Genomic DNA, 15,697 nt, shown 5'->3' on the forward strand with positions numbered 1-15,697 from the left:
GCCGCCCCGGCCCGGAGCAGCCTGGGAGGCACCGGAGGCGGCCGCGGAGCCCGAACGGTCACCGAGCAGGTGAGCAGCCCTTGTCCCGACGGACTCGAGAGTCCCGGAGGCCCGAGTGACCCGAGCGGCCCAGTGACCCGAGCGGCCCAGTGACCCGAGTGACCCAGAGGCCCGAGAGGTCCCGGCTCCTTCGGAACTTCCGACACGCCACGAGAACTTCCTGGAAGGCGATCAGCCATGAGCATCACCCAGCAGTACCTCCTCGACAGCCACCGCGCCCGCGTGCTCGGCGCACCGGAGCCGCCCGCGCCCGGCCGGCACGACGCCGCCCTGATACGCGAACTGCGCGACTACCGGCGCTTCAAAGCGGTCGTTGCCGGGCGCCCGACTCGGGGGCGCGTGCGCTACGCCCTGCGCCGGTGGTTGCGCCCGCGCACGCTGTGATCACCCCACGGGCAGCCGCGTCACGAAGTCGGCCACGGCCGCCCGTACGTCGTCCGCCGTCCACTCCAGGCCCGCCGCGGCGACCGTGACCTCCGTGAACGCCAGGCCTGGCCCGCCGCGGTCCCAGGCGCCCGTGAACAGCATCACCGAGGTCTCCTCCGCCTGCCGGACCGCGGCCTCGGCCATCACGTCGGGGTCGTACGGCAGCCAGACCCGGAACTGATGGGTGTGCGGCTCCTCGGGGTGGACGCGCGCCCACGGCAGCCCGGCCGCGGCGAACCCGTCACGCAGGGCGGCGGCGACCACGCGCGCGTGGCGCACATAGTCCGGCAGCCGGGGCAGCTCCGTCTCGAGTCCGGCCAGTGCCGCCAGCACGGTCGGGAACTGCTGGAAGGCCATCCCGCCGTACCGGTGCCGCCAGGTCCTCGCCTCCTCGATCAGGGTCTTCGGACCGGCGAGCGCGCCGCCGCCGAAGCCGTCGAGGGACTTGTAGAACGACACGTAGACGGTGTCGGCGAGGCCCGCGATCTCCTCCAGGGGGCGGTCGAAGTGCACCGTCGACTCCCACAGGCGCGCGCCGTCGAAGTGCACCACCGCGTCGCGCTCCCGCGCCGCCTCGACGACCTCGGTCAGCTCCTCCCACGTGGGCAGCACGAAACCGGCGTCGCGCAGCGGCAGTTCCAGCATCAGCGTGCCGAAGGGCTCGGGGAAGTCGCGTAGCTCGGCGGCGGTGGGCAGCCGTGGCTCGCTGCCGACCCGTACCGGGCGCAGGCCGCTGACCTGGCTCAACGCGTTCCGTTCGTGCACCTCTGGGTGGGCGAGGGAGTGCAGGGCGACCGTGGGGTCGCCGGTGCGGGCCGCCCAGCAGCGCAGGGCCACCTGCTGGGCCATCGTGCCGGTCGGGAAGAACGCGGCGGCCTCCGTGCCGAGCAGACCGGCGGTGCGCTCCTCCAGGGCGGTCACGATCCGGTCGCCGTAGACGTCGGCCCGCTCGTCCACGTCGTAGAGCTGCGGGGCGGTCCGCGTCAGCCACTCCAGCCGTTCCCGGATCGTGCCGTGGAAGCCGGGCCGCCACAGCGCGCGCCGTGCCTCCTTGAGGGCGGCCGTCCGCCGTTCCTGGCTCGATCGTTTCTCGTCCTGCTCAGCCGTATCGCTCATGCCGGGCAGCATGCCGTGCCCCGGCCGTGCGGGGCACGGGAGTTTCCGTGCGCGAAACCGTGGCGGGGCGTGGCGAAACCCACAGCCTGTGGACAACCTGTCGGCGCCGGACCGAGATAGCGTTAACATGACGAGAAATCGTCCGGTACCCAGAGCGGACTGGAACGGGAAGGCCGCCGTCGCGTGAGTACAGTCCACCAGCCAGACCTCAAGGACCGCCCCGCGCGGCTCACCGTCGGCGTCGTCGGCGCCGGTCGCGTGGGCCCCGCGCTCGCCGCGTCCCTCCAGCTCGCCGGGCACCGCCCGGTGGCCGTCTCCGGTGTCTCCGACGCCTCCCGGCGGCGCGCCGAGACCATGCTCCCGGACGTGCCGCTGGTGCCGCCCGCCGAGGTTCTCCAGCGCGCCGACCTGGTGCTGCTCACCGTCCCCGACGACGCCCTGCCCGGACTCGTCTCCGGCCTCGCCGAGACCGGCGCGGTGCGGCCGGGACAGCTGCTCGTGCACACCTCCGGCCGGTACGGCGCGAAGGTTCTCGACCCGGCCCTGCGCGCGGGCGCGCTGCCGATGGCCCTGCACCCGGCGATGACCTTCACCGGCACCCCGGTGGACGTGCAGCGCCTGGCCGGCTGCTCCTTCGGCGTCACCGCGCCCGAGGAGCTGCGGCTGGCCGCCCAGGCCCTCGTCATCGAGATGGGCGGCGAGCCGGAGTGGATCAGCGAGGAGAACCGCCCGCTCTACCACGCGGCCCTCGCCCTCGGCGCCAACCACCTGGTGACCCTGGTCGCCCAGTCCATGGAGCTGCTGCGCACCACGGGCGTCGAGGCGCCCGACCGGATGCTCGGCCCCCTGCTCGGTGCCGCCCTGGACAACGCGCTGCGCTCCGGCGACGCGGCGCTCACCGGGCCCGTCGCGCGCGGGGACGCCGGCACGGTCGCCGCGCACATCACCGAGCTGCGCGCGCACGCCCCGCAGACCGTCGCGGGCTACCTGGCGATGGCCCGCGCGACCGCCGACCGGGCACTCGCGCACGGCCTGCTGAAGCCCGAACTCGCCGAGGACCTGCTCGGCGTGCTGGCCGACGGCACCGGCGGCAGCGGCGGTACGAACGGCACTCACGGCACCGAGGGGAACGACCGATGACCACCGCCCTGCTGAGCACCGCCGACGAGCTCCACGCGCGCGTGCGCCGCGGCCGTCGTGCCGTCGTGATGACCATGGGCGCCCTGCACCAGGGCCACGCCACCCTGATCCGCACCGCCCGCGAGATCGCCGGCCCCGAGGGCGAGGTCGTCGTCACCGTCTTCGTCAATCCGCTGCAGTTCGGCGCGGGCGAGGACCTGGACCGCTACCCGCGCACCCTCGACGCCGACCTGAAGATCGCCGAACAGGCCGGTGCGGACGCGGTGTTCGCGCCGTCCGTGGACGAGGTCTACCCCGGCGGCGACCCGCAGGTACGGATCACCGCCGGTCCCATGGGCGAACGTCTGGAGGGTGCTTCGCGGCCCGGCCACTTCGACGGCATGCTCACCGTCGTCGCCAAGCTGCTGCACCTCACCCGGCCCGACGTGGCCCTGTACGGGCAGAAGGACGCCCAGCAGCTGGCCCTGATCCGGCGCATGGTCCGGGACCTGAACTTCGGCGTCGAGATCGTCGGCGTACCGACCGTCCGCGAGGAGGACGGGCTCGCCCTGTCCAGCCGCAACCGGTACCTCTCGCCGGACGAGCGCGGTACCGCGCTCGCGCTGTCCCGCGCGCTGTTCGCGGGCCGGGACCGGCACGCCGCGCAGGAGGCGCTGCGCGCGCGTGCCCGTGAAGTGCCCTCCACGCACGCGCGTGCCGAGGCGCTGAGCGCTCTCGGGGAGTCCCGCGCCGCCGCCGACGCGCACGCGGTCGCCACGGCGTCCCCCGGCGGCCCGGCGGCCGTCCGCGCGGCCGCCCGGCAGGTGCTGGACGAGGCCGCCCGCTTCGTCCCGCCGCTCGAACTCGACTACCTCGCCCTGGTCGACCCGTCCGACTTCACCGAGATCGGCGACGGTTTCACCGGCGAGGCCGTCCTCGCGGTGGCCGCACGGGTCGGCACGACCCGGCTGATCGACAACCTTCCCCTCACCTTCGGAACCTTCGGAGCCGCCTCGTGACCAGCACAGGCACCAGCACTGGCATACGACTGCACGCGCCCGCACCCGGCTGGGCCATCTCCGCGGACGTGGTCGTCGTCGGCTCCGGCGTGGCCGGCCTGACCGCGGCCCTGCGCTGCCAGGCCGCGGGCCTGACGACGGTCGTCGTCACCAAGGCCCGCCTCGACGACGGCTCCACGCGCTGGGCGCAGGGCGGCATCGCAGCCGCGCTCGGCGAGGGCGACACCCCCGAGCAGCACCTGGAGGACACCCTGGTGGCCGGCGCGGGGCTGTGCGACGAGGAAGCCGTACGGATCCTCGTCACCGAGGGCCCGGGCGCGGTACGCCGGCTGATCTCCACCGGCGCCCACTTCGACACCGACGACGGGGGCGACATCCACCTCACCCGTGAGGGCGGCCACCACCGGCGCCGGATCGCGCACGCGGGCGGAGACGCCACCGGCGCGGAGGTCTCCCGGGCGCTCGTGGAGGCCGTGCACGCACGCGGACTGCGCACGATCGAGAACGCGCTCGTGCTGGACCTGCTGACCGACGGCGAAGGCCGCACGGCGGGCGTCACCCTGCACGTGATGGGCGAGGGCCAGCACGACGGCGTGGGCGCCGTGCACGCCCCCGCGGTGGTGCTCGCGACCGGCGGCATGGGCCAGGTGTTCTCTGCGACCACCAACCCGTCCGTGTCGACCGGTGACGGCGTGGCGCTGGCACTGCGGGCGGGCGCCGAGGTCTCCGACCTGGAGTTCGTGCAGTTCCACCCGACGGTGCTGTTCCTCGGCGCGGACGCCGAGGGCCAGCAGCCGCTGGTCTCCGAGGCGGTGCGCGGCGAGGGCGCCCACCTGGTCGACGCCGGCGGCGTGCGCTTCATGGTCGGACAGCACGAGCTGGCCGAGCTGGCGCCCCGGGACATCGTGGCCAAGGGCATCCTGCGGCGGATGCTGGAGCAGGGCGCCGAGCACATGTACCTCGACGCCCGGCACTTCGGCGCCGAGATGTGGGAGCAGCGGTTCCCGACCATCCTGGCCGCCTGCCGGGCCAACGGCATTGACCCGGTCGAAGAGCCCATCCCGATCGCCCCGGCCGCCCACTACGCCTCCGGAGGCGTCCGCACCGACGCCCGGGGCCGTACGACCGTGCCCGGCCTGTACGCGTGCGGAGAGGTCGCCTGCACCGGCGTGCACGGCGCCAACCGGCTCGCCTCCAACAGCCTCCTCGAAGGCCTCGTCTACGCCGAGCGGATCGCCGCCGACATCGCCGCGACCCATGCCGCGAACGGCCTCCACGCGCGCGTGCCGGCACCGGTCCCGCACCCCGAGAAGCCCGCGCACCCGCTGCTCGCCCCCGAGGCCCGGTTCGCCATCCAGCGGATCATGACCGAGGGCGCCGGTGTGCTGCGCTCCGAGGACTCCCTCGCCGGGGCCGCCGCACAGCTCCAGCAGCTGCACACGGACGCCCGGGACGCCCTCGAGGAGAACGGCAAGACCGCCGAGCCCGGCGTCGACACCTGGGAGGCCACCAACCTCCTGTGCGTCGCCCGTGTCCTGGTCGCCGCCGCGCGGCTGCGCGAGGAGACCCGCGGCTGCCACTGGCGCGAGGACAGCGCCGAGCGCGACGACACCCACTGGCGGCGCCACATCGTCGTGCGGCTCAACCCGGACCGCTCGCTGGCCGTACGCACCACGGACAGCGCAGACTTCCCCCCGACCCGGCAATCCCAGCGCCCCCAGGAGCAGTGACAGACGTGAGCACCGACGACCTTCCCCTCGCCCCCACCGGTGGTTGCGGCGACGGCTGCGCCTGTGGCGCCGAGGACGACGAGGAGTACCTGGAGAGCGGGCTCGACCCCGCGCTCGCCGAGCTGCTGGCCGCCGCCGGGCTCGACCCCGTAGAGGTCGAGGACGTCGCCAACGTCGCCATCCAGGAGGACCTGGACGGCGGCGTGGACGTGACGACCGTCTCGACCATCGCCGAGGACGCCACCGCCACCGGTGACTTCACCGCGCGCGAGGCGGGTGTCGTGGCCGGTCTGCGGGTCGCCGAGGCGGTGCTCTCCGTGGTCTGCACCGACGAGTTCGAGGTGGAGCGGCACGTCGAGGACGGCGACCGGGTCGAGGCCGGGCAGAAGCTGCTGTCCGTCACCACGCGCACGCGCGACCTGCTGACCGCCGAGCGCAGCGCGCTGAACATCCTGTGCCGTCTGTCCGGCATCGCGACCGCCACGCGCGCCTGGGCGGACGCGCTGGAGGGCACCCGCACGAAGGTCCGTGACACCCGCAAGACGACCCCCGGACTGCGCTCGCTGGAGAAGTTCGCCGTCCGCTGCGGCGGCGGCGTCAACCACCGCATGTCGCTGTCCGACGCGGCCCTGGTGAAGGACAACCACGTGGTCGCCGCCGGTGGCGTCGCGCAGGCGTTCAAGGCCGTGCGGGAGCAGTTCCCGGAGGTGCCGATCGAGGTCGAGGTCGACACCCTGCACCAGCTCCGGGAGGTCGTCGACGCGGGCGCGGACCTGATCCTGCTGGACAACTTCACGCCCGGCGAGTGCGAGGAGGCCGTCGGGATCGTCGGCGGCCGGGCCCTGCTGGAGGCCTCCGGCCGGCTGACGCTCGACAACGCGCGCGTGTACGCCGACACGGGCGTGGACTTCCTGGCCGTCGGCGCGCTCACCCACTCCTCGCCGATCCTGGACATCGGCCTGGACCTGCGCGAGGCGGAGTAACGGCCATGCTGCTCACGATCGACGTCGGCAACACGCACACCGTCCTCGGCCTGTTCGACGGCGAGGACATCGTCGAGCACTGGCGCATCTCCACGGACGCGCGCCGCACGGCGGACGAGCTGGCGGTGCTGCTCCAGGGTCTGATGGGCATGCACCCGCTGCTCGGCGAGGAGCTGGGCGACGGCATCGACGGCATCGCGATCTGCGCGACCGTCCCGTCGGTGCTGCACGAGCTGCGCGAGGTCACCCGGCGCTACTACGGCGACGTCCCCGCCGTCCTCGTCGAGCCGGGCGTGAAGACGGGCGTGCCGATCCTCACCGACAACCCCAAGGAGGTCGGCGCGGACCGGATCATCAACGCGGTCGCGGCCGTCGAGCTGTACGGCGGCCCGGCGATCGTCGTCGACTTCGGTACGGCGACCACGTTCGACGCGGTCTCCGCGCGCGGGGAGTACGTGGGCGGGGTCATCGCGCCCGGCATCGAGATCTCCGTGGAGGCGCTCGGGGTGAAGGGCGCGCAGCTGCGGAAGATCGAGGTGGCCCGGCCGCGCAGCGTGATCGGCAAGAACACGGTCGAGGCCATGCAGTCCGGCATCGTGTACGGCTTCGCCGGCCAGGTCGACGGGGTCGTGAGCCGGATGGCGCGGGAGCTCGCCGACGACCCGGACGACGTGCGTGTGATCGCCACGGGTGGGCTCGCGCCGATGGTGCTCGGGGAGTCCTCGGTGATCGACGAGCACCAGCCGTGGCTGACGCTGATCGGGCTGCGGCTGGTGTACGAGCGGAACGTGTCCCGGCTGTGAGACGACCGGCGCCTCGGCGGGCGCCGGTTTCCCGTTTCCCACGCGCGGGCGCGGTGTCGTCGCGCATCCCGGCCGGTCCGCGCCGGTGCGCGGGAGCAGTGAGGTGCGCCCGCTCTCCCCGGCCGGCGGTCCGGTAGCCCCGCTCGAGGGAAACGAGCAGCGACACGCGGCGACACAACATCCTGATCTGTCACTTTTGTCCGATTAGCGGTAGCGTCGCCGCATGCCCACGCCATACGGATCCCGCGGCGGCATGGCGTTCGGCGTGGAGGAGCTGCGAGTGCTCCGCCGCGCCCTCGCCCTCGCCCTCCACCCCGGCCGAGCTTCCGCCGAGGACGTCCAGGACTGCTTCCGGCTCGCCGAGTCGCTCGACGAGGCGATGTGCGAGGGGGCGAGACTGCGCGCTTTCCTGGTGGCCGACCTCGGCCGGTACCGGGCCGCGCTGCCGGGTACCGCGACCGGCTATCTCACCCTCCTGGAGGAGGCGCTGGCGGCCGGGCACCGGCCGACGCCGGACGATCTCGCCGCACTGCGGGCGCTGCGCGGGAACCGGTCGGCGGCGGCACTGCTCGACCGGTGTCAGGCGCTGGCCGAGCAGGATGTGCGGGCCCGGTTCGCGCAGGGCGCCCGCAAGGTGCCGGCACCCGCCGTGCCGCCTTCCCGCACCCGTCTGCTGGCCCTTACGGGCGGCGGTGTGGACACCGCGGTGCGACAGACCGAGGAGCCCGGGAAACCCGCGCAGAAGCCCGCGCAGAAGCCGCCGAAGCCCGAGCCGACGCCCGCGGAGCGTCCCGGCACCGAGCCGGCCGCGCCGAAACGGCCCATTCCCACGCCCGGCGAGGTCTTCCCGCGCCGCAAGCCGACGCCTCCGGCGGCGTCCCCGACCGAGACGCGTCAACTGGCCGCCGGCTGACCGCCCCCGCCCTCCGGCCGGGTGCCTCCCCCCCGGCACCCCGCCGCGGAACGGAGCGGCGCCGCCGGCCCAGTGCAGGCCGATCGGCCCTCTGGTGGCAGGTGGGGAACGCAGCCGGGGGGTTTTGCGCACCCCGTCCCTTTCCGCCGTTCGTCCCTGGCTACTCTTGGGGGCATGGAATACGTCTCTGCGCTCGTGCCCCCGGTCGTGATGGCCGTGTTCTTCATCGGTTTGGTCAGGGTGATCGTGAAGACCCAGGGCGGCGCCGCCAAGGCCAAGGAGGACGCGGCCGTCGACGCCGCCCTCGCGCGCGCGGAGAGCGCGCGCCAGGCCTCCGCCGGCGGCGACGCCTGAGCCGGCCCCCGGTATGACCCGCTCGGCGCGTGGACCTGGCACTCCGCGCGCCTGCGGACGGCTGTCCCCATCCCTGTCCGGCGGCGACGTCTGTGCCCTTTTTGTTCGCATTGGTGGACTTAGTGCCCGTTCGGCACGCCATTGCCGGGATCTCCCACTATTGTTCTGAGCTGTGCCTCGCCCATTGGGAGAACTCGAAGACGCGGTCATGACGCGGGTGTGGAAGTGGAACCGCCCGGTGACCGTTCGAGAAGTCCTGGAAGACCTCCAGCAGGAACGCTCCATCGCGTACACCACCGTGATGACCGTTTTGGACAATCTCCATCAGAAGGGCTGGGTCCGTCGCGAGGCCGAAGGCCGGGCCTATCGATATGAGGCCGTCTCGACACGGGCCGCGTACGCCGCCGCGCTGATGAACGACGCCTGGCAGCAGAGCGACAACGCGGCCGCCGCACTCGTCGCCTTCTTCGGGATGATGAGCGAGGAGCAGCGCCAGGCCCTCGATGACGCCGTACGCATCATCCAGGGCCCGGAAACGACGGAACCGCGGCAACCGGAAGCCGCGCGGGCGCAACCCACGCAACGGGAAGCGTCCGAAGCCCGGGAACCCGAAGCCTCGGAAGAGCAGAACCCCGACTCGGCGCGGGACGCGGACGGGCGATAGCGTCCGCTCATGTCAGCAGAGCGTCCCGAAGTCTCCGCAAAAGCCATCACCGTCCGGCGTGCCCGGACCGGCGATGTCACGGCCGTACGCCGCCTCCTCGACGCGTACGCCCGTGACCGCATCCTGCTCGACAAAGCCACGGTCACGCTTTACGAGGACATCCAGGAGTTCTGGGTCGCGGAACGCGACGACAACGCCGAGGTGGTCGGCTGCGGCGCCCTGCACGTCATGTGGGAGGACCTGGCGGAAGTCCGCACTCTCGCGGTGAAGCCCGGGCTGAAGGGCGCCGGCGTCGGCCATCAGTTGCTGGAGAAGTTGCTGCAGACCGCACGCTGGCTCGGCGTTCGCCGGGTTTTCTGCCTGACCTTCGAAGTGGACTTCTTCGGGAAGCACGGCTTCGTGGAGATCGGGGAGACACCGGTCGACACCGATGTGTACGCGGAGCTGCTGCGTTCCTATGACGAGGGCGTCGCGGAGTTCCTGGGTCTCGAACGCGTGAAACCGAACACCTTGGGCAACAGTCGGATGCTTCTGCATCTGTGATCGTCATTGCCCCGGTGCCCTATGTCCGAAACGCGCATGTTTCTGGACGGAGGTGGTCGGTCGGTCCTCTCCCAGGGGTTTGTGTTTTTCCGGCAAAAGCGGTTTGCTTTCCGACGTACTGCAGTACTGCATATAACAGGGGCGGCGAAACGGCGGACGCCGCAACCCCCCGGCCCTCAACGTTATCGATGAAAGGAAATCCGGTGGCACAGAAGGTTCAGGTCCTTCTTGTCGACGACCTCGACGGCGGCGAGGCGGACGAGACCGTGACGTTCGCGCTGGACGGCAAGACGTACGAGATCGATCTCACGACCACCAATGCGGACAAGCTGCGCGGCCTTCTCGACCCGTATGTCAAGGGCGGCCGTCGTACCGGAGGTCGTGCGTCGGGCGGACGTGGAAAGGCGCGTGCCGCTTCCGGCGGCAACCAGGACACCGCGGCGATCCGCGCCTGGGCGAAGGAGAACGGTTACGAGGTCAACGACCGCGGTCGTGTTCCGGCGTCCATTCGCGAGGCCTACGAGAAGGCCAACGGCTGATCCTCTCGGCAGGCGGTCGGCAGCCCGGCGCGCAGGCGCCGCAGCCGGATCCGGTGGCACCGCACGGCCACCGTCTCCACCAGTCGTACGAGATCGGGGGCGCTCCCCTCGCGCCCCATGGCCGGCATCGCCGGCAGCGAGGCCTCGACCTCGCCTCCGGGCCCAGGGGGCCGCAGCCAGACGGCGGCCCCCAGTGCGGCCCCTGACCGCGCAGGCGCGCCTCCGCTCCCGGCGTGGACACCGGCAGACGCCGGACTCGCGGCGTGGACGCCCCTGGGCGTCCTGTTCCCGGTGTGGACGCCCACGGATGCCCCGTTCCCGGCGTGGACGCCCCTGGGCGCCCCGCTCCCTGTGTGGACGCCGGCAGACGCCGGACTCCCGGCTGAGATGGCCGTGGGCGCCCCGCTCGCGGCGTGGATGCCCACGGATGCCCCGTTCCCGGCCCCGGTGGAAACGCCGGCTCGCGTCGAGCCCGGGGTGAGGTCGGTCGCCGGCGCGGGAACCCCGGTGCGGGCGGCAGCGAACGCCACGTCACCCGCGGCGAAGGCCGCCGGTGGAAGGGGTGCCTCCATCGCGCCGCCCGTGCCCAGGACGCGCAGGTCGAGGGTCACGGCGCTCCACTCCAGCCAGTCCAGCAGGCCCGGCAGCTCCTCCGCGCTGCCCGCGGCCACCAGCAGCTCCATCCGGTCGCCCCGAAGGGCCACCGGAGAGCCCGGTGCGAGATGCCGTAGCGCGCCCGCGCCCGCCTCGGCCGGCACGTCCAGGACGTCGAACCGCACCCCCGTGAGCAGCCGCAGCGGCCACCCGGGCACTGTCGGCCAGCCCAGATCGTTCTCGTACCAGTGGCGCGCCCGTGGGTCCGGGCCGGCCACCGCAAGACCACATGCGTCCGGGACGTCCGGATCCGCCGGGCGACGGGGAAGGGGGACCGTTGAGATCGCGGGGACCGAGCCAGCCATGCCAAGCGCAACCGCCGAAGCAACCGGCAGGTTACGCTGGGTGCCCACTTGATCGCCGGGTGTGCAGAATGAGGGGGCGCGCGGGGGTGCGGGGAGGCGCAAGGTTGTTCGCCCATAGCGGAGGGAACCGGTGCGCGCCGCATGGAGTGTCAGTCCCAGCGGGTAAGACATGCCTAGTGGGAGGGGGCGACACGCAGGACGGGCCGTCTCACGTTCGCCATCGGCGTACTGGCGAGTGGGGTAACTGCCTGGCCTGCGGGAACATCGTCTCGCACCATCGGGTTGGAGCAGATGTCGGCGTTCGGGGTCAGGAGGCCAAGGACGGTGTCGGCAGTTGGAATGAGCGGTCCCCGCTTGCGGGACTAAGCTGCGGAAGGACAGGGAGGGGAAGTTCCCCCCACTGCCTGACCGCTCTGAGGAGCGATTAACGATGTTCGAGAGGTTCACCGACCGCGCGCGGCGGGTTGTCGTCCTGGCTCAGGAAGAAGCCCGGATGCTCAACCACAACTACATCGGCACCGAGCACATCCTCCTGGGTCTCATCCACGAGGGCGAAGGTGTCGCCGCTAAGGCCCTGGAGAGCCTCGGCATTTCGCTTGAGGCGGTCCGCCAGCAGGTGGAGGAGATCATCGGCCAGGGCCAGCAGGCCCCGTCCGGTCACATCCCCTTCACCCCCCGTGCCAAGAAGGTCCTGGAGCTGTCGCTCCGCGAGGCTCTTCAGCTGGGTCACAACTACATCGGCACGGAGCACATCCTGCTCGGCCTGATCCGCGAGGGCGAGGGCGTCGCCGCCCAGGTCCTGGTCAAGCTGGGCGCAGACCTCAACCGGGTGCGGCAGCAGGTCATCCAGCTGCTCTCCGGCTACCAGGGCAAGGAGACCGCCACCGCCGGCGGCCCGGCCGAGGGCACCCCCTCGACCTCCCTCGTCCTGGACCAGTTCGGCCGGAACCTCACCCAGGCCGCTCGTGAGTCCAAGCTCGACCCGGTCATCGGGCGCGAGAAGGAGATCGAGCGGGTCATGCAGGTGCTGTCCCGCCGTACCAAGAACAACCCGGTGCTGATCGGTGAGCCCGGCGTCGGCAAGACCGCCGTCGTCGAGGGCCTCGCCCAGGCCATCGTCAAGGGCGAGGTGCCCGAGACGCTCAAGGACAAGCACCTGTACACGCTGGACCTCGGCGCCCTGGTCGCCGGCTCCCGCTACCGCGGTGACTTCGAGGAGCGCCTGAAGAAGGTGCTCAAGGAGATCCGCACCCGCGGCGACATCATCCTGTTCATCGACGAGCTGCACACGCTGGTCGGTGCGGGTGCCGCCGAGGGCGCCATCGACGCGGCCTCCATCCTGAAGCCGATGCTGGCCCGTGGTGAGCTGCAGACCATCGGTGCGACCACGCTGGACGAGTACCGCAAGCACCTGGAGAAGGACGCGGCCCTGGAGCGCCGCTTCCAGCCCATCCAGGTCGCCGAGCCGTCCCTGCCGCACACGATCGAGATCCTCAAGGGCCTGCGCGACCGGTACGAGGCGCACCACCGCGTCTCCATCACGGACGAGGCCCTGGTCCAGGCCGCCACCCTGGCCGACCGCTACATCTCCGACCGCTTCCTGCCGGACAAGGCGATCGACCTGATCGACGAGGCCGGTTCCCGGATGCGCATCCGCCGGATGACCGCTCCGCCGGACCTGCGCGAGTTCGACGAGAAGATCGCCGCCGTCCGCCGGGACAAGGAGTCCGCGATCGACTCGCAGGACTTCGAGAAGGCCGCCTCCCTGCGCGACAAGGAGAAGCAGCTCCTGGCCGCCAAGGCCAAGCGGGAGAAGGAGTGGAAGGCCGGCGACATGGACGTCGTCGCCGAGGTCGACGGCGAGCTGATCGCCGAGGTCCTCGCCACGGCCACCGGCATCCCGGTCTTCAAGCTGACCGAGGAGGAGTCCAGCCGCCTGCTCCGCATGGAGGAGGAGCTGCACAAGCGGGTCATCGGCCAGAACGACGCCGTCAAGGCGCTGTCGAAGGCGATCCGCCGTACGCGTGCGGGCCTGAAGGACCCGAAGCGTCCGGGTGGTTCGTTCATCTTCGCCGGCCCGTCCGGTGTCGGTAAGACCGAACTGTCCAAGGCCCTCGCCGAGTTCCTGTTCGGTGACGAGGACGCGCTGATCTCCCTCGACATGTCGGAGTTCAGCGAGAAGCACACGGTCTCCCGTCTCTTCGGTTCGCCCCCCGGATACGTGGGCTACGAGGAGGGCGGCCAGCTGACCGAGAAGGTGCGCCGCAAGCCGTTCTCCGTCGTCCTCTTCGACGAGGTCGAGAAGGCCCACCCGGACATCTTCAACTCGCTGCTGCAGATCCTGGAGGACGGTCGCCTGACCGACTCCCAGGGCCGGGTCGTGGACTTCAAGAACACGGTCATCATCATGACGACCAACCTCGGCACCCGGGACATCTCCAAGGGCTTCAACCTGGGCTTCGCGGCCTCGGGCGACACGAAGACCAACTACGAGCGCATGAAGAACAAGGTCCAGGACGAGCTCAAGCAGCACTTCCGGCCCGAGTTCCTCAACCGCGTCGACGACGTGGTCGTCTTCCCGCAGCTGACCCAGGCCGACATCCTGCGGATCGTCGACCTGATGGTCGGCAAGGTGGACGAGCGCCTGAAGGACCGGGACATGGGCATCGAGCTCTCCCAGTCCGCCAAGGAGCTGCTGTCCAAGAAGGGTTACGACCCGGTGCTGGGCGCGCGTCCGCTGCGTCGCACGATCCAGCGCGAGATCGAGGACTCGCTGTCGGAGAAGATCCTCTTCGGCGAGCTGCGCCCCGGTCACATCGTGGTCGTGGACACCGAGGGCGAGGGCGACGCCGCCACCTTCACCTTCCGGGGTGAGGAGAAGTCGGCACTGCCCGACGTCCCGCCGATCGAGCAGGCGGCCGGCGGCGCCGGACCGAACCTGAGCAAGGAGGCGTAAGCCTCCGGCCGGTGGCCGAGCGAAAGGGGGCCGGTGCTGCACAGCACCGGCCCCCTTCGCGTGCCTGGAAGAACCCTGGCCTACGACAACTGGCCGTTGTAGTCCGGCAGTTTGAACGTCTTCTCGGCATGGCCGCCCGAGAGGTCGGTCGCGCTGTTGCCGATGTTCGCGATGATCGTGTAGCCCTTGTTCTCGATGTCGACGCGCTGGGCGGTCTTGTAGGCGGCGACGTCCTTGAAGAGGTCGAACAGTCCGCGGAGGTAGAGGCCGGAGACGTCGTAGCCGTCGTGCTCGAGGTTGTACTCGGTGGGCAGGTAGATGATGCCCGGGCGGGCCGTGACGAAGAACAGCGAGACGCCGTGCTCCTGCGCGTACTTGGCGACGTTCAGGACCGGCTTGTTGGCCGGCTGCGGGTAGCTGAAGCCGAAGTCCGTCTCCAGCGTGGTGTTGTCGATGTCGAAGACGATCGCCTGCTTCTCGCCCGGCTCGGCGGCAGCGATCCGCTCCTTGAGGTACGGCAGGGCCTGGTCCATCACCGCCTGGCAGTCCTTCTGCCAGGTGGCGTAGTCGACCTTGGCGGTGGTCGCGGAGGCGACGGAGGCGGCGTCGGTGCTGCTCGCGGTCGCGGCCTGGGCCGGGGCGGCCATCGCGGCCAGGGCGGCCACGGAGACAGCGGCTGCGGAAATGCGGTGCGCCCAGGGGCGTCTGGTCATCGGTGGGGGTTCCTCTCACGTCCGTACGCGTACCTGAAATGTCAGGGGCATGATCTGAGGTGAGGATGGCGCGAGGGGAACCGTAGGGTTACTGAACGGTAGGTGGCCAGAGGTGTGCGTCACATTTTCCTGGGCGCGTCGACATCTACTCGTTGTGGCGGGCGTGTTCGTGTGCCTGGGTGACGAGGTCCAGGGCGACGTCGAGGACGGCCTCACGCCGTTCCTCGGGGTCGCCGTCCAGGTCCTTCATCACGAACATCCCCGCGTGCAGTGTGAACATCGCGCTGACGCAGCGGACCTGATCGACGAGCGGTGCCTCCGGGTCGATGAAGATGTCCCGCAGGTCGCGCATCCGGTCCTTGAAGATGTCACCGATGCGCAGGTCCCGCACCGTGCCCTGGTTGTCGTGCATGAAGCGGAAGAGCGGTTCGGCGTCGGCGAGGACGCGGCTGTAGCGCCGTACCATCTCCTGCTTGGTTTCGAGGGTGTGCGGCTGGCTGCGGCCCCACTCGATCAGGTCCTCGATCGGCTTCGTCAGATCCTCGAAGAGGCTGACGATGATCTCTTCCTTGGTCTTGAAGTGGTAGTACAGGGCCGCCTTGGTGACGTCGAGACGCTCGGCGATCTCCCGCAGGGAGGTCTTCTCGTAGCCGTGCTCCGCGAAGAGTTCGAGCGCCACGTCCTGGATGCGCTGGCGGGTGTTCCCGCGGCGCTGCTGCTTGGTGCCGTCCATGGTGACGCCCATCCTCGTACTCCTCGCGCTCCCGCGAAAACTTACTTGACGCCCGGCTAGTACCAGG

Annotated in this window: 16 protein-coding genes; 12 read left to right on the top strand and 4 right to left on the bottom strand. The window is 71.2% G+C overall.

What is annotated here, in order from left to right; all coding sequences use genetic code 11:
* The first annotated feature begins 237 nt into the window (after nucleotides 1-237).
* Nucleotides 238-444, top strand: coding sequence for a hypothetical protein (locus tag ABZ919_RS24175; RefSeq protein ID WP_361251351.1), 207 nt, complete (start codon nucleotides 238-240; stop codon nucleotides 442-444).
* On the opposite strand, the gene ABZ919_RS24180 is transcribed toward ABZ919_RS24175, so the two are convergent.
* Complete coding sequence (locus tag ABZ919_RS24180) at nucleotides 445-1,602, bottom strand: beta-eliminating lyase-related protein (RefSeq protein WP_361251354.1); 1,158 nt, start codon at nucleotides 1,600-1,602, stop codon at nucleotides 445-447.
* Between the two features lie 183 nt (nucleotides 1,603-1,785).
* Here ABZ919_RS24180 and ABZ919_RS24185 point away from each other — a divergent pair, with 183 nt between their 5' ends.
* The 10 genes from ABZ919_RS24185 to ABZ919_RS24230 all read left to right on the top strand — a co-directional run bounded on the left by ABZ919_RS24185 (nucleotide 1,786) and on the right by ABZ919_RS24230 (nucleotide 10,269).
* Nucleotides 1,786-2,742 carry a DUF2520 domain-containing protein gene (locus tag ABZ919_RS24185; RefSeq protein WP_361251356.1) on the top strand — a complete coding sequence of 319 codons (957 nt, stop codon included), beginning with the start codon at nucleotides 1,786-1,788 and terminating at the stop codon, nucleotides 2,740-2,742.
* Nucleotides 2,739-3,740, top strand: a complete 1,002-nt coding sequence (gene panC, locus ABZ919_RS24190; RefSeq protein ID WP_361251359.1) for a pantoate--beta-alanine ligase — start codon at nucleotides 2,739-2,741, stop codon at nucleotides 3,738-3,740. The genes ABZ919_RS24185 and panC overlap by 4 nt, the downstream gene beginning before the upstream one ends.
* Nucleotides 3,737-5,470 (top strand): L-aspartate oxidase, encoded by a 1,734-nt coding sequence (locus ABZ919_RS24195; RefSeq protein WP_361251361.1) that lies wholly within the window; start codon nucleotides 3,737-3,739, stop codon nucleotides 5,468-5,470. Before panC ends, ABZ919_RS24195 begins: the two co-directional genes overlap by 4 nt.
* Before the next feature lie 5 nt (nucleotides 5,471-5,475).
* Nucleotides 5,476-6,453, top strand: coding sequence for a carboxylating nicotinate-nucleotide diphosphorylase (nadC, locus tag ABZ919_RS24200; protein WP_361251364.1), 978 nt, complete (start codon nucleotides 5,476-5,478; stop codon nucleotides 6,451-6,453).
* Between the two features lie 5 nt (nucleotides 6,454-6,458).
* Nucleotides 6,459-7,256: a type III pantothenate kinase gene (locus ABZ919_RS24205; protein ID WP_055708030.1), complete on the top strand. Its 798-nt coding sequence runs from the start codon at nucleotides 6,459-6,461 to the stop codon at nucleotides 7,254-7,256.
* Nucleotides 7,257-7,509: 253 nt separating this feature from the next.
* Nucleotides 7,510-8,169, top strand: a complete 660-nt coding sequence (locus ABZ919_RS24210) for a hypothetical protein (protein ID WP_361251478.1) — start codon at nucleotides 7,510-7,512, stop codon at nucleotides 8,167-8,169.
* A gap of 174 nt (nucleotides 8,170-8,343) precedes the next feature.
* Entirely contained in the window at nucleotides 8,344-8,523 is a 180-nt protein-coding gene (locus tag ABZ919_RS24215; RefSeq protein ID WP_361251367.1) for a hypothetical protein, read from the top strand.
* A 172-nt stretch (nucleotides 8,524-8,695) separates the two neighbouring features.
* Nucleotides 8,696-9,187 (top strand): BlaI/MecI/CopY family transcriptional regulator, encoded by a 492-nt coding sequence (locus ABZ919_RS24220; RefSeq protein ID WP_361251369.1) that lies wholly within the window; start codon nucleotides 8,696-8,698, stop codon nucleotides 9,185-9,187.
* 9 nt (nucleotides 9,188-9,196) lie between these two features.
* Complete coding sequence (locus ABZ919_RS24225) at nucleotides 9,197-9,730, top strand: amino-acid N-acetyltransferase (RefSeq protein ID WP_361251372.1); 534 nt, start codon at nucleotides 9,197-9,199, stop codon at nucleotides 9,728-9,730.
* A 203-nt stretch (nucleotides 9,731-9,933) separates the two neighbouring features.
* Complete coding sequence (locus ABZ919_RS24230) at nucleotides 9,934-10,269, top strand: Lsr2 family protein (RefSeq protein WP_356299876.1); 336 nt, start codon at nucleotides 9,934-9,936, stop codon at nucleotides 10,267-10,269.
* Here the strand turns inward: ABZ919_RS24230 and ABZ919_RS24235 are convergent.
* Nucleotides 10,248-11,141 carry an SCO3374 family protein gene (locus ABZ919_RS24235; protein ID WP_361251377.1) on the bottom strand — a complete coding sequence of 298 codons (894 nt, stop codon included), beginning with the start codon at nucleotides 11,139-11,141 and terminating at the stop codon, nucleotides 10,248-10,250. The two genes, ABZ919_RS24230 and ABZ919_RS24235, sit on opposite strands and share 22 nt — an antisense overlap.
* A 517-nt stretch (nucleotides 11,142-11,658) precedes the next feature.
* Here ABZ919_RS24235 and ABZ919_RS24240 point away from each other — a divergent pair.
* Complete coding sequence (locus ABZ919_RS24240; RefSeq protein ID WP_361251380.1) at nucleotides 11,659-14,184, top strand: ATP-dependent Clp protease ATP-binding subunit; 2,526 nt, start codon at nucleotides 11,659-11,661, stop codon at nucleotides 14,182-14,184.
* 80 nt (nucleotides 14,185-14,264) lie between these two features.
* On the opposite strand, the gene ABZ919_RS24245 is transcribed toward ABZ919_RS24240, so the two are convergent.
* Nucleotides 14,265-14,897 (bottom strand): HAD family acid phosphatase, encoded by a 633-nt coding sequence (locus tag ABZ919_RS24245; RefSeq protein WP_361251382.1) that lies wholly within the window; start codon nucleotides 14,895-14,897, stop codon nucleotides 14,265-14,267.
* Nucleotides 14,898-15,042: 145 nt separating this feature from the next.
* Nucleotides 15,043-15,642 carry a TetR/AcrR family transcriptional regulator gene (locus ABZ919_RS24250; RefSeq protein WP_361251385.1) on the bottom strand — a complete coding sequence of 200 codons (600 nt, stop codon included), beginning with the start codon at nucleotides 15,640-15,642 and terminating at the stop codon, nucleotides 15,043-15,045.
* Between the last annotated feature and the right edge of the window lie 55 nt (nucleotides 15,643-15,697).

The sequence above is a fragment of the Streptomyces sp. NPDC046759 genome (assembly GCF_040645475.1).
Lineage (GTDB): Bacteria > Actinomycetota > Actinomycetes > Streptomycetales > Streptomycetaceae > Streptomyces.

Excerpts from the sequence above, each read along its gene's own strand:
- ABZ919_RS24175 (WP_361251351.1), top strand. The coding sequence starts at position 238 with ATGAGCATCACCCAGCAGTACCTCCTCGACAGCCACCGCGCCCGCGTG.
- ABZ919_RS24180 (WP_361251354.1), bottom strand. The coding sequence starts at position 1,602 with ATGAGCGATACGGCTGAGCAGGACGAGAAACGATCGAGCCAGGAACGG.
- panC (WP_361251359.1), top strand. The coding sequence starts at position 2,739 with ATGACCACCGCCCTGCTGAGCACCGCCGACGAGCTCCACGCGCGCGTG.
- ABZ919_RS24205 (WP_055708030.1), top strand. The coding sequence starts at position 6,459 with ATGCTGCTCACGATCGACGTCGGCAACACGCACACCGTCCTCGGCCTG.
- ABZ919_RS24210 (WP_361251478.1), top strand. The coding sequence starts at position 7,510 with ATGGCGTTCGGCGTGGAGGAGCTGCGAGTGCTCCGCCGCGCCCTCGCC.
- ABZ919_RS24215 (WP_361251367.1), top strand. The coding sequence starts at position 8,344 with ATGGAATACGTCTCTGCGCTCGTGCCCCCGGTCGTGATGGCCGTGTTC.
- ABZ919_RS24225 (WP_361251372.1), top strand. The coding sequence starts at position 9,197 with ATGTCAGCAGAGCGTCCCGAAGTCTCCGCAAAAGCCATCACCGTCCGG.
- ABZ919_RS24240 (WP_361251380.1), top strand. The coding sequence starts at position 11,659 with ATGTTCGAGAGGTTCACCGACCGCGCGCGGCGGGTTGTCGTCCTGGCT.
- ABZ919_RS24245 (WP_361251382.1), bottom strand. The coding sequence starts at position 14,897 with ATGACCAGACGCCCCTGGGCGCACCGCATTTCCGCAGCCGCTGTCTCC.
- ABZ919_RS24250 (WP_361251385.1), bottom strand. The coding sequence starts at position 15,642 with ATGGGCGTCACCATGGACGGCACCAAGCAGCAGCGCCGCGGGAACACC.